The 23695-nt window shown below is 62.9% G+C and carries 23 protein-coding genes; 9 read left to right on the top strand and 14 right to left on the bottom strand.

The window, feature by feature from the left end:
• Window positions 1-10: 10 nt before the first annotated feature.
• From JFV30_RS08840 to JFV30_RS08790, 11 genes are all read right to left on the bottom strand, one after another.
• Window positions 11-721: an NAD(P)H-dependent oxidoreductase gene (locus JFV30_RS08840; RefSeq protein ID WP_201123115.1), complete on the bottom strand. Its 711-nt coding sequence runs from the start codon at window positions 719-721 to the stop codon at window positions 11-13.
• A gap of 9 nt (window positions 722-730) precedes the next feature.
• Entirely contained in the window at window positions 731-2350 is a 1620-nt protein-coding gene (locus JFV30_RS08835; RefSeq protein ID WP_201123113.1) for an ABC transporter ATP-binding protein, read from the bottom strand.
• A gap of 2 nt (window positions 2351-2352) precedes the next feature.
• Window positions 2353-3180: an ABC transporter permease gene (locus JFV30_RS08830; protein WP_201123111.1), complete on the bottom strand. Its 828-nt coding sequence runs from the start codon at window positions 3178-3180 to the stop codon at window positions 2353-2355.
• Window positions 3181-3183: 3 nt separating this feature from the next.
• Window positions 3184-4143: an ABC transporter permease gene (locus JFV30_RS08825; RefSeq protein WP_010173705.1), complete on the bottom strand. Its 960-nt coding sequence runs from the start codon at window positions 4141-4143 to the stop codon at window positions 3184-3186.
• 157 nt (window positions 4144-4300) lie between these two features.
• Window positions 4301-5887, bottom strand: a complete 1587-nt coding sequence (locus tag JFV30_RS08820) for an ABC transporter substrate-binding protein (protein ID WP_201123109.1) — start codon at window positions 5885-5887, stop codon at window positions 4301-4303.
• Between the two features lie 12 nt (window positions 5888-5899).
• Window positions 5900-7510, bottom strand: a complete 1611-nt coding sequence (locus tag JFV30_RS08815) for a 5-guanidino-2-oxopentanoate decarboxylase (RefSeq protein WP_201123107.1) — start codon at window positions 7508-7510, stop codon at window positions 5900-5902.
• Window positions 7511-7521: 11 nt separating this feature from the next.
• A complete protein-coding gene (locus JFV30_RS08810; protein WP_201123105.1) occupies window positions 7522-9621 on the bottom strand; it encodes an acetate--CoA ligase family protein in 2100 nt (699 codons plus the stop codon).
• An 18-nt stretch (window positions 9622-9639) separates the two neighbouring features.
• Window positions 9640-10800 carry an acyl-CoA dehydrogenase family protein gene (locus JFV30_RS08805; protein WP_201123102.1) on the bottom strand — a complete coding sequence of 387 codons (1161 nt, stop codon included), beginning with the start codon at window positions 10798-10800 and terminating at the stop codon, window positions 9640-9642.
• 41 nt (window positions 10801-10841) lie between these two features.
• Window positions 10842-11633, bottom strand: coding sequence for an enoyl-CoA hydratase/isomerase family protein (locus JFV30_RS08800; RefSeq protein ID WP_010173714.1), 792 nt, complete (start codon window positions 11631-11633; stop codon window positions 10842-10844).
• Window positions 11634-11786: 153 nt separating this feature from the next.
• On the bottom strand, window positions 11787-12425 hold the full coding sequence (locus JFV30_RS08795) for a TetR family transcriptional regulator C-terminal domain-containing protein (RefSeq protein WP_201123100.1): 639 nt from the start codon (window positions 12423-12425) through the stop codon (window positions 11787-11789).
• Window positions 12426-12466: 41 nt separating this feature from the next.
• Complete coding sequence (locus JFV30_RS08790) at window positions 12467-13225, bottom strand: class II aldolase/adducin family protein (protein WP_010173719.1); 759 nt, start codon at window positions 13223-13225, stop codon at window positions 12467-12469.
• 131 nt (window positions 13226-13356) lie between these two features.
• Between JFV30_RS08790 and JFV30_RS08785 the strand changes: the two genes are divergently transcribed.
• From JFV30_RS08785 to JFV30_RS08770, 4 genes are all read left to right on the top strand, one after another.
• On the top strand, window positions 13357-15312 hold the full coding sequence (locus JFV30_RS08785) for an oxidoreductase (RefSeq protein WP_201123098.1): 1956 nt from the start codon (window positions 13357-13359) through the stop codon (window positions 15310-15312).
• Window positions 15300-15878, top strand: coding sequence for a helix-turn-helix domain-containing protein (locus JFV30_RS08780; RefSeq protein WP_169387815.1), 579 nt, complete (start codon window positions 15300-15302; stop codon window positions 15876-15878). Before JFV30_RS08785 ends, JFV30_RS08780 begins: the two co-directional genes overlap by 13 nt.
• Window positions 15879-15999: 121 nt before the next feature.
• Window positions 16000-16206 (top strand): hypothetical protein, encoded by a 207-nt coding sequence (locus JFV30_RS08775; RefSeq protein WP_169387814.1) that lies wholly within the window; start codon window positions 16000-16002, stop codon window positions 16204-16206.
• Window positions 16194-17021 (top strand): hypothetical protein, encoded by an 828-nt coding sequence (locus JFV30_RS08770; RefSeq protein ID WP_201123096.1) that lies wholly within the window; start codon window positions 16194-16196, stop codon window positions 17019-17021. The genes JFV30_RS08775 and JFV30_RS08770 overlap by 13 nt, the downstream gene beginning before the upstream one ends.
• Before the next feature lie 14 nt (window positions 17022-17035).
• On the opposite strand, the gene JFV30_RS08765 is transcribed toward JFV30_RS08770, so the two are convergent.
• From JFV30_RS08765 to JFV30_RS08755, 3 genes are all read right to left on the bottom strand, one after another.
• A complete protein-coding gene (locus tag JFV30_RS08765) occupies window positions 17036-17791 on the bottom strand; it encodes an outer membrane protein (RefSeq protein WP_201123094.1) in 756 nt (251 codons plus the stop codon).
• Between the two features lie 133 nt (window positions 17792-17924).
• Window positions 17925-18476 carry a DUF3455 domain-containing protein gene (locus JFV30_RS08760; RefSeq protein ID WP_201123091.1) on the bottom strand — a complete coding sequence of 184 codons (552 nt, stop codon included), beginning with the start codon at window positions 18474-18476 and terminating at the stop codon, window positions 17925-17927.
• A gap of 136 nt (window positions 18477-18612) precedes the next feature.
• On the bottom strand, window positions 18613-19311 hold the full coding sequence (locus JFV30_RS08755) for a hypothetical protein (RefSeq protein WP_010173726.1): 699 nt from the start codon (window positions 19309-19311) through the stop codon (window positions 18613-18615).
• A 225-nt stretch (window positions 19312-19536) separates the two neighbouring features.
• Between JFV30_RS08755 and JFV30_RS33050 the strand changes: the two genes are divergently transcribed.
• The 5 genes from JFV30_RS33050 to JFV30_RS08735 all read left to right on the top strand — a co-directional run bounded on the left by JFV30_RS33050 (window position 19537) and on the right by JFV30_RS08735 (window position 23570).
• A complete protein-coding gene (locus tag JFV30_RS33050) occupies window positions 19537-20091 on the top strand; it encodes a hypothetical protein (RefSeq protein WP_242487045.1) in 555 nt (184 codons plus the stop codon).
• Between the two features lie 175 nt (window positions 20092-20266).
• Entirely contained in the window at window positions 20267-20398 is a 132-nt protein-coding gene (locus JFV30_RS33415) for a hypothetical protein (RefSeq protein ID WP_274610271.1), read from the top strand.
• Window positions 20399-20441: 43 nt separating this feature from the next.
• Complete coding sequence (locus tag JFV30_RS08745; RefSeq protein ID WP_169387809.1) at window positions 20442-21320, top strand: c-type heme family protein; 879 nt, start codon at window positions 20442-20444, stop codon at window positions 21318-21320.
• 10 nt (window positions 21321-21330) lie between these two features.
• A complete protein-coding gene (locus JFV30_RS08740; RefSeq protein WP_201123090.1) occupies window positions 21331-22758 on the top strand; it encodes a serine/threonine-protein kinase in 1428 nt (475 codons plus the stop codon).
• On the top strand, window positions 22755-23570 hold the full coding sequence (locus JFV30_RS08735; RefSeq protein WP_201123087.1) for a PP2C family protein-serine/threonine phosphatase: 816 nt from the start codon (window positions 22755-22757) through the stop codon (window positions 23568-23570). The genes JFV30_RS08740 and JFV30_RS08735 overlap by 4 nt, the downstream gene beginning before the upstream one ends.
• Window positions 23571-23695 lie beyond the last annotated feature (125 nt).

Here is a 23695-nt window from a genome sequence, read left to right as displayed (position 1 = left end):
CACTGGATCTTCACTGAGTCGAGGACAGTGGATACAGCGCCTCATCAAACTGCTCCAATTTGGGAAACACCAACGGCTGGTCATCCGCCAGCCCTTCCAGTCGCCGCTGGTAGCTGTGCAGGAATTCCTGCCGGGCCTCGGCGCTGATATACGGCACATGCCACGCCACAAACGGCTCCAGCACCTCAAACCCGACGTACGCCAGCGTGCCACGCAGAATCGGTCGAAGCATGTCCTCCAAAGGCCCATGAATCGCACCCTCGCCAAACATATGCTCGCGCCCGCCGAGGGTGACCGTGACCAGCGCTTTCTTGCCGGCGAGCCCACCCTGGTCATAAAACCGCTTGCCGCCGTAGCACACGCCGGACACCAGCACCCGGTCAATCCAGCCCTTGAGCATGGCCGGCGCCGAGAACCAGAAGATCGGGAAGTTGAGGATCAGCAGATCGGCCCACAGCAGCTTGTCCAACTCTTGCTGAATATCCGCCGCGATGGACTGGCTTTTCACCCCCAGTCGCTGCTCCAGCGCATACACCAGGTACTCGGGATTCTCCCGCGAGGTGAAGTCCGAGGCACTGGCCACCGGGTTCCAGTTCATCGCGTACAAATCGCTGACCTGCACCTCATGCCCCTGCGCCTGCAGGGTGGAAGTCGCCTGGTCACGCAAGGCCGCGGTAAACGACTGCGGCTCGGGATGGGCATGCACAATCAACACCTTCATAAAAACTCCTCAAGAAGTAAGCGCGGCCCGTTCGGCCAGCAAATGGTCGAGCCAGTCGGGATCCATTTCCGGCTCCGATGAAAACAGCAGGCCGGTGTAGTCCTGATACGGCGGGGTGAAGATCGCGCTGCGGCTGCCCTGGTCCACCACCCTTCCGCGCTGCATCACCACCACTTCGTCGGCGATGGCGCGCACGGTCGCCACGTCATGGGTGATAAACAGGTAGGCCACGCCCAACTGCTGCTGGATCCGGTTGAGCAGCTTCAGCACACCTTCGGCCACCAGTTGATCAAGGGCGGAGGTCACTTCATCGCAGATGATCAGTTGCGGGTCGGCCGCCAGAGCGCGGGCAATGCAAATCCGCTGCTTCTGGCCACCGGACAATTCACGTGGCTGACGCTCCATGAACGTGGCCGGGTCCAGCTCGATCATCTCCAGCAATTCAGCGACCCGGGCACGCATGGCCTTGCCCTTGAGGCCAAGGTAGAAGGTCAGCGGCCGGCCGATGATGTCGACGATGCGTTGGCGCGGGTTCAGCGCGGTGTCCGGGATCTGGTAGATCATCTGGATCCGCCGTAACTGCTCCTTGCTGCGCCGACGAAAATCCGCCGGCAACGCTTCACCGTCATACAGCACCTGCCCGGCGGTGGCTGGCAGCAGCCCGGTGATCAGCCGGGCCGTGGAGCTTTTGCCGCTGCCGGACTCACCGATCACCGCCAGCGTCTGGCCGCGATACAGGCTCATCGACACGTAGTGCAGCACCGGCTGATGCCCATAGCTGGCGCACACCTGGCGCACTTCCAGCAAAGGCACCTGCTGCTCGGGGCAGGCCTTGGGCTCGGTGCGAAAACTGCGCACCGCCCACAGGGATTTGGTGTAGTCCTGCTGCGGCGCGCTGAGCATGGTGCGGGTCTCGGCCTCCTCCACCAGCTTGCCGTGGCGCAACACCATGATGCGGTCGGCCATCTGCGCAACCACCGCCAGGTCATGGCTGATATACAGCGCGGCGCTGCCGAAGGTTTTCACCGCATCGCGGATCGCCGCCAGCACTTCGATCTGGGTGGTGACGTCGAGGGCCGTGGTGGGCTCGTCGAAGATGATCAGGTCGGGGTGACAGGCCATCGCCATGGCGGTCATCACCCGTTGCAGTTGCCCACCGGACACCTGATGGGGATACCGCTGGCCGATGGTTTCCGGATTGGGCAGGCGCAGCACACGGTACAACTCCACCGCCTCGCGTTCGGCCTCGGCACGGCTGATGCCACCGTTGATCACGGCGGTTTCCACATGCTGGTCAATCAGCCGGTGGGCCGGGTTGAACGACGCGGCAGCACTTTGCGCAACGTAGGCAATGCGCAGCCCCCGCAGCTTGCGCAAGGCTTCAGGCTTGGCCTGCAACAGTTGAATGCCGTCAAAGCACACCGAACCGCCGGTGATGCGGCAACCATCCCGGGCAAACCCCATGGCCGCCAGGCCCAAGGTTGATTTACCCGCGCCGGACTCTCCAATCAATCCCAGCACCTCGCCCCGCTGCAAGGTCAGGTCGATGCCCTTGATCAGCGGATGCCAGGCCTCTTCATAATGCCCTTCGATCTGCAGGTTGCGGATTTCCAGCAATGGCTTGTCCATCCTCAACACTCCTTCAGGCCGCTGGATTTGTGCAGCATCCAGTCGACGACAAAATTCACGCTGACGGTGATCAACGCCACCGCCAGCGCCGGCAGCAACGGGCTGATGTCGCCGAAGGTAATCAGCACCGCGTTGTCGCGGACCATGCTGCCCCAGTCAGCGGTGGGCGGTTGAATCCCCAGGCCGAGAAACGACAACGCGCTGATAAACAAAAACACGAAGCAAAAGCGCAGGCCGAATTCGGCAATCAATGGCGCGGCGGCGTTGGGCAGCACTTCGCGGGTGACCAGCCACCACAGCCCTTCCCCGCGCAAACGCGCGGCTTCGACGAAGTCCTGCACCACCACGTTCATCGCCACGGCCCGGGACAGGCGAAACACCCGGGTCGAGTCCAGCAGTGCAATTACCAACACGAGGGAGGTGGCGTTGGTGCCGACCACGCTGAGAATCAGCAAGGCGAAAATCAGTTGCGGGATCGCCATCAGGATGTCCACCACCCGCGACAATCCCTGGTCGACCCCGCCCCCCTTGATTGCCGCCACCAGGCCGCTCAAGCCACCCAGCAAAAACGCCAGCACCGTCGTCAGGAAGGCGATGCCCAGGGTGTTGCGCGCGCCATACACCAGGCGGCTGAACATATCCCGCCCGAGGTTATCGGTGCCCAGCAAAAACTGGCCGCTCCAGGGCGCAAACCCGTCGCCCACCACCTGGGTTTCGCCATAGGGTGCGAGCACCGGTGCAAACAGCGCCACCAGCACGTACAGCACAATGATCAGCAGGCCGAACTTCGCGCTCAATGGCGCCTTGGCCAGTTGTGTGAGAAAGCTCATGGTCTACCCCTTGGGATGCATCAGGCGTGGGTTGGTGGCGATGGACAGCACATCGGCACCGGTGTTGAGCAGGATGTAGGTGGCGGCGAAGATCAGGCTGCACGCCTGCACCACCGGGATATCGCGCTTGGACACCGAGTCCACCAGCAACTGCCCGAGCCCCGGATACACAAACACCACTTCGACCACCACCACGCCCACCACCAGATACGCCAGGTTGAGGGCGATCACGTTGACGATCGGCGCCAGCGCATTGGGCAGCGCGTGGCGCCAGATAATCCGCGACTGGCTGATGCCCTTGAGCCGGGCCATTTCGATATACGGGCTGGCCAGCAGGTTGATCAACGAGGCGCGGGTCATGCGCATCATCTGCGCGATCACCACCAGGCTCAGGGTGGCGACCGGCAGCACCGAGCGTTCGAGAATGGTGCCAAATGACGCGTCCGGCGCCAGGTTGGACAGGCTGGGAAACCAGCCGAGCTTGACCGAAAACACCAGGATCAGCAGGTAGGCAACGAAGAACTCGGGGAACGACACCGCACTCAGGGCCGAGGTGTTGAGCAGTCGGTCGAACCAGCTGTTGCGGTACAGCGCAGCCAGCATCCCCAGCACCAGCGCCAAAGGCACCGAGACCAGTGCGGCCAGTGCCGCCAGGCGCAAGGTGTTGCCCAACCGTGCGCCGATCAGCTCGGCGATGGGCCGCTGGTTGGCCAGGGAGGCGCCGAGGTCACCGTGCAGCAGGCGCAACAGCCATTGCACGAACCGGCTCAGGGGCGGCAGGTCCAGGCCCAGTTGTGCGCGAAAGGCCGCCACGGTTTCCGGCGTGGCGGACTGGCCGAGCATGGCCTGGGCGATATCACCGGGAAGCATGCCCACGGCCAGGAAGATGATCACCGACACGGCGAACAAAGACAGGAGGCCGAGGGCCAGGCGTTGGAGCACCAGTTTGAATAGGCTGTTCATCGTGCAGTTCCTTGAATCGGGCACGCTTGTGTAGGAGCTGGCTTGCCGGCGATGGCATCGCCTGGATATTCCCGAGACACCGAGGTGCCTGCATCGCTGGCAAGCCAGCTCCTACTGTTGATCTTCATTACCTGAGCCATAGCGCCCGGCACAAGAATCACGCCTGCCACCACCGCTCGATCAGCCGCAACCCATCCAGTTCCCCATACGGCGCCGTCAGCGGTCCATGGCTGACGCGGTTCGAGCGTGCCGCCACCGAACTGGCAAACAGCGGCACAATCGCCCCGCCATCGTCGCGGCACAGGCTCTGCATTTCGTTGTACATCTCCTGGCGCACCGGCGCGTTCATCTCGCCCCGTGCGGCGTTGAGCAACTGGTTGAAGCGCGCGTTATCCCAATGGGTTTCGTTCCACGCCGCGCCCTTGGCGTAGCCGATACTGAACATACGGTCGGCGGTCAGGCTGCTGTACCAGAACGAGGTGGTGAACGGCTGCTTCATCCAGACATTGGAGAAGAACCCGTCCGCGGGCTCGCGCACCACGTCGATATCAATCCCGGCCTGGCGTGCCTGTTCCTTGAACAGCACCGAGGCGTCCACCGCGCCGGTGTAGGCGGCGTCGGAGGCTTGCAGGCGCACCTTGAGCGACTCCACACCGGCCTTGCGCAGGTAGAAGCGCGACTTGTCCGGGTCGTAGGTGCGCTGCTCCAGCGCGGCGTTGATAAAACGGCTGCCGGGCTGGATCGGATGGTCATTGCCCACCAGGCCATAGCCATGCAGCACCGAGGCCAGCAGGGTTTCGCGGTTGATCGCATGCTTCATCGCCATGCGAATGTCGTTGTTCTTGAACTCGTTGCTGTCGCACAACATCGGGAAGGTGTAGTGCTGGGCGCCCTTGGTTTCTTCGATGACCAGCGCGGGGTTGCGCTTGAGCAGGGCCACGGTTTTCAGGTCGACCTTGTTGATCACATCCACTTGGCCGGTGACCAGCGCATTGACCCGCGCCGCGCCGTCGGCAATGGCGATCAGCTCGGCGCTGGCGAAATGTGCGCGGCCCTGTTTCCAGTAATCGGGGTTGCGTTCCAGGTCCATGCGCACGCCGGGTTCGAAGCTTTTCAGGCGATAACCGCTGGTGCCGACCCCGGCCTGCCAGTCGGCGACGCCGTCCTTGGCGGGCATGATCACCAGGTGATAATCGGCAACCACGTAGGCGAAATCGGCATTGCCCGAATGCAGTTCGAACACCACTGCATCGGTGCCCTTGGCGCTGACACTGGCCACATCGCCGATCACCGTCTTGGCGGCCGAGGTGGAATTGGCTGCCAGGTGGTGGTTGATCGAGGCCACCACGTCCTCGGCGGTCAGGCTTTTGCCGTTGTGGAAGGTCACGCCCTGGCGCAGTTTGAAGGTCCAGATGCGCGCATCGGGCGTCGACTCGAAACTTTCGGCCAGTTCGGGGATGGCGCTGCCGTCCACGGCAATTTCAGTGAGGGTGTTGTACACCGCCGAAAAGCCGACGAAGGTGAAGGTGTCGACCCAGGACCCGGGGTCGCGGGAGTCGGTGGTGCTGCCGCCGGCCAGGCCCATGCGCAGCACGCCACCCGGCTTGGGCACGGCCTCTTCGGCAAAGGCCGGCAGCGGCAGGCCCATGGAAAACGCGGCGGCCACCGCACCGGCGACGGCGCTGTGTTTGAGGAAATCCCGTCGGTGCATCGCTTGAGTCATTTTGTTGTTGTTTTCGCTCATGGTGTTGCTCCTCTAAAGGTTCACACAGGCATGCTTCAACTCGATCAAGGTCACGCCGTTGCGCTTGAAACCGTTACGCAAATCCGTCTGCAGCTCATCCAGGTTCTGTGGCTCGCTGACCGTGCAACCGAACGCCCGCGCCAGGGCGGCAAAGTCCGGGTTGCGCGGCAGTACGCCGATGGGTTCGATGTCCAGGTTCAGCATGTCGTCGCGAATTTGCCCCAGGGCGTCGTTGTTCCACAGCAACACCACCAGCGGGCTGTCCAGTTCTTCCACGGCCGTGGCGAGTTCCTGGGCGGTGTAGAGAAAACCGCCGTCGCCCACCAGCACCAGGCCAGGGCGTTCAGGCGCGCCGAACTTGGCGCCGATACCGGCCGGCAGGCCATAGCCCAGGGTGCCGTAGCCGGTGGGGTGCAACCAGCTACGGATGGCCTTGCTTGCGAAGGCGTAATTGCCGGTGTAGGCCAGTTGGGTCATGTCACTGCTGATGAAGGCGTTGGCCGGCAGCTCGGCGGCCACGCGGTCGAGAATGGCCTGGTGAATGCGCTGCAACGGGCCATGCCCGCTGCTGACCGCCTGGCGTAATGCCGCGACCGCTGTGGTCGCTGCATCGGCGTTGCGCGGGGCGGCTGGCAGGCGTTCCAGCAAGGCCTGCGCGGTGTATTGGGCGTCACCGTGCAAGGCCACGGCGCAGGGATAGAAATCGTTGAACTTGCGCGGGTCGATATCCACTCGCAGCAACTCGCCATTCACCGGCAGGCGCTCGCGCCAGAAGTCGGTATCGGCCATTTCGGTACCGATGGCCAACACCACATCCGCCTCGGCGATCAACTGCCAGCCGGGCTCCACACACAGGGTAGAACCGGCATTCAGCGGATGCTCCACCGGCAGCAACCCTTTGCCGGCCACACTGCTGAAAAACGGCGCGGCCAATTGCGTGCTCAAGCGCTCCAAGGCTTGCGCGGCCAACAACGCACCACCACCGCCGATGATCATCGGGCGCTTGGCCGCCGCCAGTTTCGCCACGGCTTGATCGAGGCTTTCAGCCGATGGCAAACCGCGCCCGGGACGCCGCACCACTTCATTGCTCCAATCCCGCTTGATCGGCGCCGAGAGCACATCCAGCGGCACCGAAATATGCACCGGCCGTGGCCGTTCACTGTCGAACACGGCATAGGCCCGCGCGATCAACTCCGGCAAATCCTCGGCACTCAACGCCACCGCCGAAAACGCGGTGATGGGCGCGGTCATCGCCCGCTGGTCCTGGGTTTCATGCAGGCAACCCCAGCCCTTGCCGAGGCTGGCGGTGTGGTTGACGCTGGAAATCACCAGCAGCGGAATCGAGTCGGCATACGCCTGGCCGATGGCCGTCGCCGCATTGGTCACCCCCGGCCCGGTGATGATGAAACACACCCCCGGCTTGCCGCTGACCCGCGCAAAACCGTCAGCCATGAAGCCGGCGCCCTGCTCATGGCGCGTCAGAATGTGACGGATGCCGCTGCCGGGCAGCCCCCGATACAGCTCCAGCGTGTGCACGCCGGGAATCCCGAACACGGTGTCGACGCCATAGTTGGCCAGCAATCGCACCAGGGCCTGGCCGCCCGTCAAGGTTTTGCTTTGCATCGTCATCTCCTTCACGCCTGGGCGAGACGGATCAATGCATCGACCGCCGTGGCGCCCCGGGCATTGACCAGCAATGGGTTTACATCCAGTTCCAGCAACTGCCCGGCGTTGGCGCAGGCGTAGTCGGCCACGGCACGAATCGCCGCCACCAGCGCCTCCATGTCGACCACTTCGCGCCCGCGAAAGCCTTGCAGCAATGCGGCGCTGCGCAGGCTGAGCAAGGCATTGCGGATCGCATCGTCGGTGGTCGGCAGCAACAGGCTGCGGCTGTCCTTGAGCAATTCCACGAGAATGCCACCCGCGCCGATCACCAGCGCCAGGCCGAAGTCGTTCTCGCGCTTGATGCCCACAATCAGCTCGGCCAATGGTGGCGTGGCCATGGATTCCAGCAGCAGGTGATCGAAGGGTACGTCCGGCGCATAGGCCGCGATTTGCTCGCGCATCTGGATTAGCGCGGCGCTCAAGGCGAGGCCGTCGCGCAGGTTGAGCGCCACCGCGCCGGCTTCGGTTTTATGCGGCAGGTCGGCGCTGACGGCCTTGAGCACCAACGGGTAACCCAGCACGCCGGCATCGGCAATAGCTCGCTCCGGTGTACTCAAGATACCTGCCGGCGTGGTCAGCCCGAACGCACGTAAAGCCTGTTTCGAATCCCACTCGTTAAGCGACTGCCCGTGTGCTTCAAGCGCCTGAGGACACAGAGGGACCAGTATCGACTCACCCCGCGCCAGGAGCGCCCGACGATTGTTCTGGTAGTCGGCAATCCGGCCCCAGGCCGCCAGCGCGTCTTCCACGCCTTGCAACGCCGCAACACCCTGGGCATGCAGGCGCTCGCGAGCGTGGGCCGGCAGCAATTCGGGGAATGCCGAGGTGACAAACCCGGTCTTGCCGTGACGGGCCAGCGCGCTGCAAAACAGCTCCAGCAACAGGTCGCACTCCTTGCGCTCGCCGGTAAATTCGGCCGGGTAGTCGAGCACCAGCATCGCCGCATCCGCGTCGGTGCGCAGTGCCGTGTCGAGCATGCTGTTGAGGGCGTCGCGATTGCCCCAGATGGCCGTGGTGAAATCCAGCGGGTTGACCAGGTTGGCGTAACTGGGCAGTACCTGCGCCAGCTCCGAACGCTGGCCTTCATCGAGTTTCGGCAGGCTCAGGTCGTTGCGTTCGGCGTAGTCGGCAATCAACCCGGCATCGCCACCGGAACAGGCCAGGGCGATCAGGCTGTTGCCCGCCGGCAAATTGCCGCAGGCCGCCGCTTTCAGGGTTTCGACAAAACTTACCGGCCCGCTCACCCGGATCACACCCAGGCGCGCAAACAGGCTGTCGTAGAGCGCATCGGAACCCGACAACGAACTGGTATGACTCAGGGCCAGCTCCGCGCCGATCTGCGACACGCCGGTTTTCAGGGCGATGATCGGAATGCCTTTTTCCAGCGCCTTGTGAGCTGCGCGGGCGAACCCAGGCACATTCTTCAAGCCTTCCAGGTGCAAGCCGATGGCCGTCACACGCGGCTCATCCAGCAGCACATCCATCAACTCGGCCACACCCAATTGCGCCTGGTTGCCCACCGACGCCATATAGGCCACCGGCAACGAACGGTCGCTCATGGAGAGGTTGTAGGCAAAGTTGCCGCTCTGGGTCAGCACCGCAACGCCCTTCTCGACCGGCTTGCCGCCATGCGCCACCGGCCACAGTGCAGAGCTGTGCAGGTAATCCAGCAAGCCGTAGCAATTGGGGCCGAGCAGTGCCATCTCGCCCGCCGCCTTGAGCAGTTGTTGCTGCAAGGCCTGGCCCTCGGCGCCGGTTTCGGCAAACCCAGAGGCGTAGCAGATGGCGCCACCGGTGCCGATGGCCGCCAGTTCGGCGACACAGGTCAACGTCAGCTCGCGATTGGTGGCGATGAACACTGCATCCGGGCCACACGGCAAATCGGCCACACGGCGCACGCAGGGAATGCCATCGAGGCTTTCATGTTGCGGGTTGACCAGCCACATCTGGCCGTCAAAGCCACCTTCGGCGCAGCGCTTGAGGGCGCGGGCCATGCTGCGCCCACCCACGAACGCCAGGTGACGGGGCGCCAGCAGGCGCTTGAGATTGTCGCGAATAGCCTGGGACATAAGCGTTCTCCCACCCGATCAGCGCAACAACGGCCGCAACAGTTCGCGGGCAATAATATGGCGCTGGATTTCCGAAGTGCCTTCCCAGATCCGCTCGATCCGCGCGTTGCGCCAGATGCGCTCAACCGGGCCTTCGTCCATCAAGCCCATGCCACCGTAAATCTGCACGGCCTCGTCGGCGACCTTGCCCAGTACCTCACTGGCAAACAGCTTGGCCATGCCGGCTTCGCCATCGGTCATGGTGCCCTGGTCCATCTTCCAGGCGGTGCTCAGGGTCAGCAGCTCAGCCGCGCGGATTTGCGTGGCCATGTCGGCGAGCTTGAACGAGATGCCTTGATAGGTGCCGATGGGCTGGCCGAACTGTTTGCGGTCTGCCGCCCATTGCAGGGAAACGTCCAGCGCACGCTGGGCCTGGCCGACGCAGTTGGCAGCCACCATCACCCGGCCTGCGGTCAGCCAGGCGTTGGCCACTTCCCAGCCCTTGCCGACTTCGCCGAGGACTTTGGAGGCCGGCACGCGGCAGTCGTCGAAGAACATTTCATAGGTGTGATAGCCGCGATTGCTGACGCACTTCGGGCCCCGGCGAATGGTCATGCCCGGCGTGCCGCGGTCCACCAGGAAGGAGGTCACGGCGTTGCGCGGGCGGCCGTTGTGTTCGTAGGTGTCGGTGACGGCAAACACGATGGCGAAATCCGCGTGGCCGGCGTGGCTGATGAAGTGCTTACTGCCGTTCAGCACAAAGTCATCGCCGCTGCGCACGGCGCGGGTCTTGATCGCGTTGGCGTCGGAACCGGCGCCCGGTTCGGTCAGGGCAAAACAGTCGATCTTCTTGCCCTGCACGCACGGCAACAGGTACTCGCCAATCTGCGCACCGGTGCAGGCCATGAGGATTTTCGACGGTCGGGCAACAAACACATGCAGTGCCCAGGAGACCTTCGACAACTCCCGCTCGATCAACGCCTGGGACAGGTAATCCAGGCCGCCACCGCCGACCTCTTCCGGCATGTTGAACGCATAGAAACCGGCCGCGATGGCCTTGTCACGAATCTGCGCGGCAAGTTCCGGCGAGACTTCATCGGCACGGTCCACCGCCTCCTCGTGGGGCAACAACTCCTTGGCAACAAAACTGCGTACCGCGTCCACCAACATGTCTTGTTCTTGGCTGGGCTGGAAATTCATGGCGCTACCTGTCGATCGTTCGAGGGTGTTTTGAGGAGGGACTATTTGCCGGAGAAATTCGCTGGGCGCTTTTCCATCGACGCGCGCAGGGCTTCAGCGCCGTCGGCACTGCGCCCGCAGAGCAAACCGGCGGCGAGTTCAGCCTGGAGCTGCTCGGCCAGGCTGCGCCCGGCGCCTTCGCGGATAAGGGTTTTGGTTTGGGCAAAGGCGAACGTCGGGCCGTTGGCGAGGCGCGTGGCCAGGTCGGTGACGTGGGCGTGCAATTGCTCATCGGCGACGACTTCACCCACCAGGCCGGCGGCCAGGGCGCGATCGGCGCTCCACAGTTCGTCGAGGAACAGCAAGCGTTTGGCCTGTTCGCTGCCGATCAAGCGTGGCAGGTGCCAGCTGGCACCGGCGTCCGGCGAGTAGGCCATGCTGGTGTAGCCGGCCTTGAAGCGCGCCGATTGCGCGGCCACACGCAGGTCGCAGCACAGGGTCAGGTCCATGCCGGCGCCGACCGCCGTGCCGTTGATGGCGGCGATGGTGGGTTTATCGAGGGTGTGCAGGCGGGTCATCAGGGCGTGGGCGGTTTCGGTCCAGCCGTAGGTTTCGAGGGCGCCACGGGCTTCGGCGTCGGCCCACTCAGCGAGGTCGGCACCGGCGCAGAAGCTGCGACCGCTGGCGGTCAGCACCACCACGCGCACGGCCGGGTCGCTGTTGAAACCGTCCAGCAACGCCTGCAGGTGCTTGAGGGTCGGGATGTCCAGGGCATTGCGCTGGGCGCCGCGATTGAGGGTGATCCAGGCAACGCCTGCTTGCACTTGAGTGAGCACGGACGGATCGGTAGTCATGGAATCCTCGAATTATTTTAATTGGCTTGAGGGGTGCGACATGGGGCGATACTAAACGAGTGTTCAGCAAGGAGGCAATCGGGTAACTGCAAATATTTTTCGAGGGGGAATGCCGGCCTGAACATTGCGTCCAGGCGGCGAGAAATCGTCAGTTCAGGGTTTGATCCGGAAGCGCTGGCGGCCGCCAGACTGCAAGCCATCGACCCACGCTTCGCAGATCTGGATGCCCTGCTCCGGGGTGAACGTACCGGGGTTGAGCCCCGATTCCAGCCACAAACCATCGAGCAAGGCGCTCAAGGCAATGGCGGCTAGGTCGGCGTCGAAACGCTCCCAGGCTTCTTCAGCAGCCATGTCCACCAGGGCCGAACGCATGATGGTGCGGTACTCGCCATAGGAATGTTCGTGGGCCTGATTGATCGCCGGGGCGGTCTTGACCGCGCCCCAGAACACCAGCCAGGCATCCAGCAGTTGCGGGTCCAGCAATTCGGGGGAAAACGAGCCGCGAAAGAACGCCGAGAGCCGCTCCCGCGGGCTGGGCGGTGCCTTGGCCATGGCATCACGCAGCAGGTCCATCACCTGCCGGGTGATCGACCGATAGGCCTCGGCCACCAGCTCATCCTTGCCCGAGTAGTGATGGCTGATCAGCCCCACCGACACCCCGGCCTCGGCGCTGATCTTGCGGATCGACGCGCCCTGGAAGCCGTCGCGCTTGAGGCAGGCCAATGTCGCCTGGACCAGATTGGCCTTGCGCAACTCCGGTTCCATGCGGGAGAAACGGGATTCCTGGGTCATGAGGCGGTGTCCTTGGGTTGAGTCGGCTGGACGACTCTACCTCACTCCCGGAACCCCGGCGACACCCGATCCAGCAACCGCAGCAATGCCGCCCATGCCAGCTGCATGGCATCCAGGTCCGCCAGCTCACCCTCTTCCAGTGGCCGGCCCGGGTCATTGAACTGGCGCTCGGTGTGTTCGCACACAGCCGCAGGCGGCAGGATCAACTTGCCGCAGGCCTGGGCGGCGATCTGGATATCGCAGGCCTTTTCCAGGTAATACATGCGCAGGAACGCCTGGCTGACCGTCTCCCCCACCGTCAACAGGCCATGGTTGCGCAGCATCAACACCGGCTTGTCACCGAGGTCGCGAACCAGGCGTTGTTGCTCGTCCATGTCCAGCGCCACGCCTTCGTAGTCGTGGTAGGCGACCTTGCCGTAGAACTCCATGGAAATCTGGTTCACCGGTAACAGCCCGCATTCCAGTGCCGCCACTGCACAGCCGGCGCGGGTGTGGGTGTGCAGCACGCACTGGGCGTCTTCGCGAGCCCCGTGAATGGCGCTGTGGATCACAAACCCCGCCGGGTTGACGCCATGGGCCGACGCCTCGACCGCGCGCCCGTCCAGGCCGATTTTTACCAGGCTGGAGGCGGTGATCTCCTCGAACATCAGCCCATAGGGGTTGATCAAAAAGTGGTGTTCGGGCCCCGGAATGCGCACCGAGATATGGGTGAAGATCAAATCGCTCATGCGAAAGTGCGCGATCAGCCGGTAGCAGGCGGCAAGCTCTTCGCGCAGGTGTTGTTCGGTGGCGCCAGTCATTTTTATTCTCCAGGCGGGTGGGTGATGTGGCTGACGCTAATCCAGTCACCAGTAAAAAAACAAGTTGATTTTTTACTGAGGCTGACCTCCTATAGAAAAATAATAACAACAGCGCCTGGAGTATCCGCACCATGTCGCCCCATGCCTTTCCGCATCTTTTTGAACCGTTGGTACTGCGCGGCAAACGCCTGAAAAACCGCATCATGTCCAGCGGGCACGATACCTCGATGCCCACCGACAACCGGGTCAACGAACAGCTGATCGCCTACCACCGGGCCCGCGCCGAGGGCGGCGTGGGGCTGATTGTGTTGCAGGTCGCCGGGGTGCACGACAGCGCCCGCTACACCTCCCATGTGCTGATGGCCACCGATGACAGCTGCATCGACGGCTACCGCCAACTGGCCGAGACCTGCCATGCCCACGGCACCGTGGTGCTGTCGCAGATTTTCCATCCGGGGCGGGAAATCATGGAGTCGGCTGACGGCTTGCTGGCGGTGGCCTACTCGGCTTCCGGGGTGCCCAACGAGCGATTCCGGGTGATGCCGCGCGCCCTTGACCAGGCGATGATCGACGAGATCGTCGCGGGCTACGGCGCTGCGGCGAAGCGCCTGTATCAGGCCGGGATTGATGGGGTGGAGGTGGTCGCCAGCCATGGTTATCTGCCGGCGCAGTTTCTCAACCCACGGGTGAACCGCCGCACCGACGGCTACAACGGCGAGCTGGAACAACGCCTGCGCTTCCTGCGGGAAATCATCGCCGCAGTACGGTCCGCAACCGACGAGCACTTCATCATCGGCCTGCGCATTTCCGCCGATGAGCGCGACCCCGAAGGCCTGACCGAAGAGGACTCCCTGGCGGCCGTGCAACGCCTTCAGTCAGCGCTGGATTACGTGCACATCGTCGCCGGCACCTCGGCCTCCCTTGGCGGCGCGATCCACATCGTACCGCCCATGGCCATTGCGCCGGCGTACCTGGCGGCAGAAGCGGCGACATTCAAGGCCAGCCTGTCGATTCCGCTGTTCGTCACCGGGCGCATCAACCAGCCCCAGGAGGCTGAACTGATGCTGCAACGGGGCCAGGCCGACGTGTGCGGCATGACCCGCGCGCTGATCTGCGACCCCCGAATGCCGGCCAAGACCTCAAGCGGCCATGCCGAAGATGTACGGGCGTGCATCGCCTGCAATCAAGCGTGTATCGGCCACTTCCACAAGGGTTTGCCGATCTCCTGCATCCAGCACCCCGAGACCGGCCGCGAATTGCAGTTTGGCCAGTTGCAACCGGCACTGCGACGCAAGCGGATCATGGTGGTCGGTGGCGGCCCGGCGGGAATGAAGGCAGCCGCGGTGGCGGCGCAACGCGGGCATGATGTGACCCTGTATGAAGCCAGTGCTCAGTTGGGCGGCCAGGTGCTGCTCGCGCAGTTGCTGCCACGTCGCAGCGAGTTCGGCGGCGCCAGTACCAACTTGCAGCGCGAGATGGAACTGGCCGGGGTCCGCGTGGTGCGCAATACCCGCGTCGACCGCGCGTTAGTGGCGCGCGAACAGCCCGATCAGGTAATCATCGCCACCGGCGCCGAGCCCTACTGGCCGCCCTTCGAACGCGGCGGCGAGTTGCAGGTGGTGGACGCCTGGCAAGTACTGCGCGATGAGGTTCCGCTGGGCCGTTCAGTGGTCGTGGTGGATTGGCGTTGCGACTGGATTGGCCCGGGCATCGCCGAACGCCTGACCCGCGCCGGCCATCAGGTACAACTGGCAGTGAACGGCACCCATTGCGGGGAAAACCTCCCGTTGTACGTACGCGATCAACTGGCCGGTGAACTGCATCGGCTGGGCATTCCGATCATCCCTTACGCCCGTTTGTACGGCTGCGACGACACCACCGTCTACCTGCAACACACCGCCAGCGGCGAGCCGATGTTGCTGGAAAATATCGACACCCTGGTGTTGTGCCAGGGCCATCAGCCGGTGGACACTCTGGGCGCAGAACTGCAAGGCCAGGTGGCGTTCACGCGCATCGGCGACTGCCTGGCGCCGCGTACCGCCGAAGAGGCGATTTATGAAGGATTGAAGGTAGCGTGGGACATTTGAACGACCAACCGCCACAGCTGTTTCTCGGCACCCGCATCCGGGGTTTGCGCAAGGCCCGGGGCATGACGCTCACCGAATTGGCACAGATGAGCGAATTGACCGCCGGCTACATCAGCCAGCTGGAACGCAACCTCGCCTACCCGTCGATCCCGGCACTGTTCAATATCGCCCGCAGCCTGGGCGTGACGATCCAGTGGTTTTTTGCCAGCGAGACCACGCCGGCCGCGGAGGACGAAGGCTTTGTGGTGCGCAAAAACAATCGCCAGAGCATTCACTATGAAGATGGCATCGTCGACCAGTTGCTGACACCCCTGCCCAATCACCAGCTGGAAATGCTCCATTCGCGCTTTCCGCCGGGGACCTATAGCCAGCAGAGTTATAGCCATGAGGGCGAAGAAGCGGGTTATGTGTTGAGCGGGAAATTCGAGCTATGGGTGGGTGAGCGGCATTTTCAGCTGGATGAAGGGGACAGTTTCAGCTTCCCCAGCAGTGAGCCCCATCGGTACGGCAACCCCGGGAAGGTGGATGCGGTGGTGATTTGGGTGATTACGCCGCCGACGTTTTAGGCCGCTGGAGTGAATGGAGACGTTTCCTACGGGAACTGGCGACGCTGGCACGTCGGCCATCAATGGCGGGCCCCACAGCCACTTGCTATAAAAACGACTGCATCTTCTCGAGGTCGTCGCCATGTTTGGATTGTATTCGTTGTTCGCCGGTAAACCGACTCAGGATGACTTGGATACCGTGGAAGCCATCAAGTCAAAAAGAACCATGAAAATTGAGGGGGAATGGGGTATCTCCGTCTCCGCCGAAGAAGTCATGGAGTCCGATGCCTACAAAGAAGCGATTCGCCAGGTCCGCAAAATGGAGGCCGATGATTCATGGGCCTGCTGATCATTTTGCCGTTACTGGTCAGCGGTTATCTGGTCTGTATAAAACATCCTTATTACTACTGCCGCCTTCACCGTTTTGAAGGGCAATTACTCTATCTGCATGTTGCGCGGCTGGGGCTGGTTTGCCTGGTCGTCGCCACGCTGATGAGTGCCTTGATTCTGGCCATGTCAAAACAGACGGTTCACGTCGCAGGTCATGAGGTTGCAACAGACTACAGCCGCTATCTTGGCGCCCTGTTGGTACAACTCGATATTGCTAACGAAAAGAATGCAGCACTCTGGGTTTTCCTGTTGCAGGCTGGTTTGACCGCCATGGTCATTCCCACTCTCTGGGCTAGACTTTTTGTCAACGCGAAGAAAAAAGAGCTGAAACTGAAATCCGATGAACAACTAAACTGCCGGCTCGCCCTGAACATCCTTGAAGGCACGCCTTTCAAATACCTGCTCAGAGAGTCCATCCAGAAGTACACACTTTGCATGTTCAGTTTGAAGGATCGAAAAGTGTATGTCGGTATTGTCTTATTCGTTGGCATGCCCACCGAATCCGAAGGAATGGACCATGCCTTCACCCTTCTTCCTCTGCTCAGCGGCTACCGTGACAAGGACACGCTGGAAGTTACCCTGGGCACGCGTTATTCAGATAAGAGTCCCCCGGCCCCCATCATGTTGATTCAGGAAAACGTGGTCTCCGTCACGCGCTTCGACTTCACCACCTGGAACACCTCCCACTGTCGAAAAAGCAGCCCGCCGCGACAGGAGCAGTTCTACAATCACCGCCCCATCCGTCCGGCGAAAGCCTCAGGCGCCTGCGCCTGAGGCCTTGCTACCGATCAATCAAACTTCCAGTTCAACCCCACCCGCAGCATCTGCCCGTCGTTCTTGAATTTCGAGTCATAACCCGTGCCCGCCCCACCGCTGCCCGGAATCACTGCCACGTTCAGCTTGTCTTCGCCCAGGTCGTAGTACAGGTATTCGGTCTTGATCGACAGGTTTTGCGTGATCGCCTGTTCGATACCTGCGCCCACTGTGTAGCCCATCTTGAAGTGACTTTGATCACCGCTGAACTGGGTATTGCCGGTAGGGCCAAACATATCCACGCTCTGGCTGGTTTCGCCATACGCCAGGCCCGCGGTGCCGTAGATCAACGTATGGTCAAAGGCGTAACCCAGGCGACCGCGCAGGGTGCCGAGGTATTTGATCTTCGACTCAAACGTGTTGTTCAGCGCCAGGTGCGTATTCAGTTGCGAGGTGCCGATGTTGCGGCTGTCTTGCAGGTCGGTGTGGGAGATATCGGCCTCGACGCCCGCCACCCATTGGCCGAACTGGTAGTTGTAGCCAATCTGCGCACCACCGACGAAGCCGTTACGGTCCAGGTCCACCCGACCCGGACGCGCGCCACCGTTGATATTGGCAATATTCGGTGCCGCCTGGCCTTGGGTATTGACGTCGCCGTCGCCCCCGAAGCCAACACCGGCGTTCAAGCCACCGTAGAAACCGGTCCAGTCAGTGGCACCGCTTTCAGCCGCCTGGGCACACGTCGAGGCAACAAGGGAAACCGCCGCGACAGCGAGTAAACGAGTGATCATGTAAAGCTCCTATCATTATTGGTTGAATTGCAGGCACAGCTTCGCCGCACACCGATGGCTACCGGCGCGAGGCAAGAAAACGTTCAGAGGGTGTTACGACCGAGCCGAGCGGCCCGGGGTGACGCGGTAGTGATTACTGGCCGAGAAAACGGTAGTCGGCGCGGTAAGGCTCTACGTGCAAATCGCCGTCGTGCTCACAACGGCCGCTGAACACGCCACCTTCGGTGTGCAGCCGTTGCACCGCCACCACCGGTGACAGCCCGCCAACGCCTTGATGGCTCACCACATCCAGGCGCAACAGCGAAATATCCCGCCCCGTTGCCCCCGGCGCCTGGGCAGCCACTTTGCCAACCACGGCGCTGCGATCATCCAGCTGCCAGGTCGGCCCCGCAAAGTGCCGGCCCACCGTCTTGCCATTGATCATCAGCGTCGCCAGCGGCTCGCGAAACTGCCAGGCCAGCTGGCCGTTGCCGTCCTTGGCGCAGTTGTAGATCTGCACACCTTCGGCCCGCACGGTCATCAGGATCGTCTTCGCGTCACCGCTCAACGGGTCGGGCAGGTCCTGCGCCTGTGCCCTCTGGGCATCGATGGCACAGGCGATCAACACGACCATGCCGATCACTTGCAACGCCAGCAGCGCCAGGCGATTACGGCGTGCCACAACATCAGGGTCGGTGCTGCTCATCACGCGCCTGCCAGGGAGAGTTTTAAGAAACGTCAGTGCAATCATCTTGAAGTCCGTCGAGGGTCAATTGTCAGCGTCTGCAGGATGAACAATCAGCCATCAGTTTTTATTCCCGATTATTTTTTCAACCGAGGCACTACCAGACTTCAACCTTGAGCTCGGTCAGCCGGCTGGCCGGCATCGGCAGGGCCTTGCCGCTGTGCACCACGCCATGGCGCGGCGACTCGCGCTTGAGGTTGGGCACCGGGATGCGCCCGCCACCGCGCACCGTTTGCGCGCCGTTCATTTGGAATTTGCCATAGGCAAAATTCAGCCCCACGCCGTTCTGGCGCTGGAAATAAATCCACCAGCGGCCTTCCTCGAATTTCATGAACGCAAAGCCCCGGGGATAGGCGTCCTCGCCATAGTCATCAAAGGTCATCGCCGTGGCGAAGCCCAGCCCGTGGCCGTCGAAGCGGCTGAGGTATTCCTTGTTCAGGTAATCGCTGCCGCCCTGCACGTGGAACACCCGGTAGGTGGTGTCGTCGATATGGTCGATCAGGATCGAACAGCCACTGAAATCCGGGGTGAACACGTAGCCCGTGGCGCCCGGGTTGGCGGGGATATCGCAAAAACTGCCCTGGGGTACCCAATGGCCCATCAGCGGCCGTTCGATCTTGCCGTACTCACCGGGTTTATCCAGGGTGGCCAGGCGGTAGCCACCGGCTTTGTGATCGTTCACGTCGAACACATTGATGCCCGCGATCAATCCCGAAGGAATGCGCTTGGCGGTCATGAAGTTCTGTTGCAGGAAGAGCTTGGTGGAGGAAAACGCGTTCATGCATTGGGTGGTCATAGGTGCTCCTGACGAGAGGAAAGTCATCGGTCTTGCGCCAGCAAAAAGCGGCTGCCTGAATCACGCGAAACCATGAGAAGAACACCCTCCTCCGGCGCTTTATTCCATGATTTTGCTCAATCGGATTGGGCCGGATCCATACGCAAAATTGCCTTATTGCCAAGGCCCCGCAACGGTTAGCCTGCGGCCCTGCGATGCCTTGCGCACGCAACCCCGACTCGCTCGATGACTGGCGCCCACGTGAAGAAACTTTCGATACTCCTATTGCTCGCCGGGCTGTTTCAGCTGCCGCACGTGCTTGCGGCCCCGGCCACTATCGCGGTGATTTCCTTTGCGGAAAAACCCCTGCACCTGATCCGTGCCACCACCCTTTACACCATAGGCGCCGGCACGCGCCTGCAAGGCGGCGACATTCTGCAAACCGGCGGCGCCGGCATCCAGATCGAAGGGCTGGCACCGGCCATCGTCGCCCTGGGGCCCGACACGCGAATCCTGATCGCCACCAACAGCAAGGCCGCGCAAATCAATCTGCTCAGCGGCTGGTTGAAGCTGCAACCAGTGGCTGCAAGCGCCCATGCCAGCCTCGCAGTCAACGCCGGTGGTCTGGCGTTCAACGTGACCAACAGCGCCAGTGTGATCCACGTCGGGCCACGCCAGAGCGAAATGTTCGTCGAAGACGGCAGCCAGCCTGTCACCGAACTGGACAACCACGGCAAGGCCGGTCGCACCCTCACCCTGAACCACGAAGACTTTGCCCAACGCGCCGGTGACGCCCCCTGAAAACCACCGCCCGCCCGGAACAGGCGTTTGTCGACGCCCTGCCCCGGCCCTTCCTCGATCCGTTGGTGGCGCTGGGTAAAAAATCCCCGCCGCCCCCGCGCTGAAAAAGGAACGCGACGTCACCTACGAAGACATCGCGCCCTGGGTCGTCAGCCCGCTGAACCTCAGCCAGCAAATGCTCGCCAGCCGTTTCGCCCCGCGCCTCACAGACCCGGCCTTTCGCCAGGCGGTGAAGACCAACCGCGGCGGCGTGCTGGAGTGGGAGATCGAACTGCTGCGCCTGGAGCGCCGGAAAAACCCTCATTAACGGCCTGCCCGTCGTTCAACCTTGCCTGCACCCAAGGGGCCTTATGAAATTGTCGCTCGCGGTAAAATTCAACGTGGTGTTCCTCGCCGTCTTCGTGGTCGGTTTCATTGCCACCAGCGTCGCCACCCACTACATGCTGCAACAAAGCGCACGCCGGGAGACCCTGGAAACCGCGCGCTTGCTGATGCGCTCGGCCACCGCCGCCAGCACCTACACCGCCGAGCAAATCGTGCCGCTGCTGGAAAACCGCCTGAAATTCCAGTTCCTGCCACAGTCGGTGCCCGACTTCGCCGCCATCTCGCACCTGCAGGAATTGCTCAAGTCCTACCCGGACTACGCCTACAAGGAAGCCACCCTCAACCCCACCAACCCCCGGGACCTGGCCGACGACTGGGAAAAAAGCCTGATCAACAACCTGCGCAGCCAGCCCACCACCGATGAACTGGTGGGCGAGCGCACCGACAAGGACGGCCCGTCGCTGTACATCGCGCGACCGATCCAGATCAAGGACGGTGCCTGCCTGGCCTGCCACAGCACCCCGGACGCGGCGCCCAAAACCATGGTCGACATCTACGGTGCGGTGAACGGCTTTGGCTGGAAACTCAACGACACGATCGGCGCACAACTGGTCTCGGTGCCGCTGGCCCTGCCGTTGCAGCGGGCCAACAGCATGCTCCACAGCTACATGCTGTCGATGCTGGGGATTTTCGCGGTGCTGCTGGTGGCCTTGAACGTGGCTGTGCACCTGTTTGTCACCCGGCGCCTGCGGCAGATGTCGGCCCTGGCCGATCGGGTCAGCCTGGGTGAAACCGACGTGCCGCCGATAGACGTAAGCGGCAACGATGAACTGGCACGCCTGGGCCAATCCTTCGGGCGCATGCGCACCAGCCTGGCCAGCGCCATGAAAATGCTTGAGGAGTAGGTGCACCGCCATGCTTGAACAACTCGGCAAATACCGCATCGACAGCGTGCTCGGCAAAGGGGCCATGGGCACGGTGTACAAGGCATTCGACCCGCACATCGCCCGCACCGTGGCGCTCAAGACCATCCGCAAAGAGCTGTTCGGCGACAGCCACCACGCCGAGCTGGTCAGCCGTTTCAAGAACGAAGCCCAGGCAGCGGGCCGACTGATGCACCCCAATATCGTCGCGGTCTACGACTACGGTGAAGACGAGGGCTCGGCCTACATCGCCATGGAATTTGTCGAAGGCACACCGCTCAACACCGTGCTCGCCGCGCAAACACCGCGCGAGCTGAGCCACAGCCTGGGCTGGATGCGCCAATTGCTGCTGGCCCTGGAATACGCGCACTCCAAGGGCGTGGTGCACCGCGACATCAAGCCGGCCAACCTGCTGATTACCGCCGACGATCAGGTCAAGGTCACCGACTTCGGCGTGGCCCGCCTGGACTCATCGACCCTGACCCAGACCGGCTCGATGATCGGCACCCCCAGCTACATGTCGCCGGAGCAATTCTGCGGCGAACTGATCGACGGGCGCTCGGACGTCTTCTCCGCCGGCATCGTGCTCTACCAACTGTTGACCGGCGAGCGACCGTTTTCCGGCTCGGCCACCATGGTCATGCAGCAGATCCTCAACCAGACACCAGTGGCACCGTCGAGCCTCAACCTGGCCCTCGACCCGGCGCTGGACAGCGTGATCGCACGCGCCCTGGCCAAGCGCCCGAGTGAACGCTACCCCTCGGCCCAGGCCTTTCTCGATGACCTGCAAGCCTTGATCGGCAGCACCACCACCGGCACCTGGATCAACGCCGAGATCGACGACGATCGCACCGTGCTCATGCGCCCCAACCAGAGCCTCGGCGTGCACACCCCGCCGACCACAGCGACCGTGGCCACCGAGCCTTTGGAAACCCTCACCCCGTGGAAACTCGCGGTGATGCCGGAACTGGAATCGCTGCTGTCCCACCAGATCGGCCCACTGGCGCGCTTTCTGGTGCGCAAGAGCCTGAACGCCTCGCAGGATTTCGAAGCGGTATGCGCCGCGCTGTTGCCGCACATTCCCTCAGAACGCGGCCGTGAACAGTTTGCCAGCGCCAGCCAGTCGCTGTTCCAGCGCTTGAACCCACCCACAGCGGCCCCGGCACCGGTCAGTGAACCGACGGTGGTGACGCTGATCCGCGAGCCCACCCATGCCCTCGAACCCGGGATCGACCCGGCCTTCAGCGAAATGGCCGAACGGCGCCTGGCCGTGCTGATCGGCCCCATCGCTCGCATCGTCGTCAGCCGTGCCGCACGCACCACGCCCCTGCGCCAGGCGTTCCTGCAACGCCTGGCCGAACACATCGAGAACGAGGCCCAGCGCCTCGCCTTCCTCCACAGCTTTGAGCCTACCCCATGACCGACTCCAGCCTCAGCCCCGCTGGCCCGCACCGCCTCGCCACGGCGATTGCCTGCGGCCTGAGCGACGTCGGCCCGGTACGCGAGAGCAACGAAGACAACTTTCTGCTGGATACCGACCTGCAACTGCTGGCGGTGGCCGACGGCATGGGCGGCCACGAAGCCGGTGCCCTGGCCAGTGCACTGGCCCTGACCTGCCTGCGGGAGCATCTCAGCGCCCACGGAACCGACGCACCGGCTTGCTCCAGCGACCCCGATGCCACCTGGTCCGACCCGGCGATGCACGCCGTGAGCGTGCTGCACGACGCCCTCGATCAGGTCAATGCCCAGGTGTACGCCCGCAACGTCGCCCGGCAGATGAGCGAAGGCAACGGCATGGGCACCACCCTGACCGGCCTGTGGCGCCCGCACCACCCAGGCCCGCTGCTGGTCTTCCATGTCGGCGACAGCCGCCTGTACCGTTACCGCGACGGCGAGTTGGCGCTGTTGACCCGGGACCAGACCTGGTACCAGCAGGCGCTGGAGGCTGGCAAGGTCGACCGCCTGCCGGCGCGCAACTTGCTGTTGCAGGCCATCGGGCCGGCGGCACGGGTCGAACCGCAGATACGCGTACAGCCGGTGCTGCCAGGCGACCTGCTGATGCTCTGCAGTGACGGCCTGCACGGCTGCGTGCCCCATCAGGAAATCGCCCAGGTCCTTGCCGCTGCCACCCGCCACACCCTGCAAACCGCCTGCGAACGCCTGCTGGACCTGAGCGTGGAATACGCCGGGCGGGACAACGTCACCGTGCTGTTGGCGCTTTACGACCACTAGCGGCACGCTGTCAGTGCACACAAAAACGCAACACTGAACTGCACCGATTGTGATGGCCGCGCCACACCCGGGTTTATATAGTCATGCCTACTGCAACCCGCCATGAGCCACCCGGCCCATCCCAA

It is taken from the genome of Pseudomonas sp. TH32 (genome assembly GCF_016650855.1).
Taxonomy (GTDB): domain Bacteria; phylum Pseudomonadota; class Gammaproteobacteria; order Pseudomonadales; family Pseudomonadaceae; genus Aquipseudomonas.
This window is presented reverse-complemented; position numbering and strand designations above follow the sequence as displayed.

Coding starts and splice junctions, on each gene's coding strand:
- JFV30_RS08795 (WP_201123100.1), bottom strand. CDS start 12,425: ATGACCCAGGAATCCCGTTTCTCCCGCATGGAACCGGAGTTGCGCAAG.
- JFV30_RS33415 (WP_274610271.1), top strand. CDS start 20,267: ATGCTCGCCAGCCGTTTCGCCCCGCGCCTCACAGACCCGGCCTTTCGC.
- JFV30_RS08815 (WP_201123107.1), bottom strand. CDS start 7,510: ATGCAAAGCAAAACCTTGACGGGCGGCCAGGCCCTGGTGCGATTGCTG.
- JFV30_RS08830 (WP_201123111.1), bottom strand. CDS start 3,180: ATGAGCTTTCTCACACAACTGGCCAAGGCGCCATTGAGCGCGAAGTTC.
- JFV30_RS08775 (WP_169387814.1), top strand. CDS start 16,000: ATGTTTGGATTGTATTCGTTGTTCGCCGGTAAACCGACTCAGGATGAC.
- JFV30_RS08810 (WP_201123105.1), bottom strand. CDS start 9,621: ATGTCCCAGGCTATTCGCGACAATCTCAAGCGCCTGCTGGCGCCCCGT.
- JFV30_RS08800 (WP_010173714.1), bottom strand. CDS start 11,633: ATGACTACCGATCCGTCCGTGCTCACTCAAGTGCAAGCAGGCGTTGCC.
- JFV30_RS08755 (WP_010173726.1), bottom strand. CDS start 19,311: ATGACCACCCAATGCATGAACGCGTTTTCCTCCACCAAGCTCTTCCTG.
- JFV30_RS08840 (WP_201123115.1), bottom strand. CDS start 721: ATGAAGGTGTTGATTGTGCATGCCCATCCCGAGCCGCAGTCGTTTACC.
- JFV30_RS08735 (WP_201123087.1), top strand. CDS start 22,755: ATGACCGACTCCAGCCTCAGCCCCGCTGGCCCGCACCGCCTCGCCACG.
- JFV30_RS08740 (WP_201123090.1), top strand. CDS start 21,331: ATGCTTGAACAACTCGGCAAATACCGCATCGACAGCGTGCTCGGCAAA.
- JFV30_RS08745 (WP_169387809.1), top strand. CDS start 20,442: ATGAAATTGTCGCTCGCGGTAAAATTCAACGTGGTGTTCCTCGCCGTC.
- JFV30_RS08825 (WP_010173705.1), bottom strand. CDS start 4,143: ATGAACAGCCTATTCAAACTGGTGCTCCAACGCCTGGCCCTCGGCCTC.
- JFV30_RS08790 (WP_010173719.1), bottom strand. CDS start 13,225: ATGACTGGCGCCACCGAACAACACCTGCGCGAAGAGCTTGCCGCCTGC.
- JFV30_RS08760 (WP_201123091.1), bottom strand. CDS start 18,476: ATGAGCAGCACCGACCCTGATGTTGTGGCACGCCGTAATCGCCTGGCG.
- JFV30_RS08770 (WP_201123096.1), top strand. CDS start 16,194: ATGGGCCTGCTGATCATTTTGCCGTTACTGGTCAGCGGTTATCTGGTC.
- JFV30_RS08805 (WP_201123102.1), bottom strand. CDS start 10,800: ATGAATTTCCAGCCCAGCCAAGAACAAGACATGTTGGTGGACGCGGTA.
- JFV30_RS08785 (WP_201123098.1), top strand. CDS start 13,357: ATGTCGCCCCATGCCTTTCCGCATCTTTTTGAACCGTTGGTACTGCGC.
- JFV30_RS33050 (WP_242487045.1), top strand. CDS start 19,537: ATGACTGGCGCCCACGTGAAGAAACTTTCGATACTCCTATTGCTCGCC.
- JFV30_RS08835 (WP_201123113.1), bottom strand. CDS start 2,350: ATGGACAAGCCATTGCTGGAAATCCGCAACCTGCAGATCGAAGGGCAT.
- JFV30_RS08765 (WP_201123094.1), bottom strand. CDS start 17,791: ATGATCACTCGTTTACTCGCTGTCGCGGCGGTTTCCCTTGTTGCCTCG.
- JFV30_RS08820 (WP_201123109.1), bottom strand. CDS start 5,887: ATGAGCGAAAACAACAACAAAATGACTCAAGCGATGCACCGACGGGAT.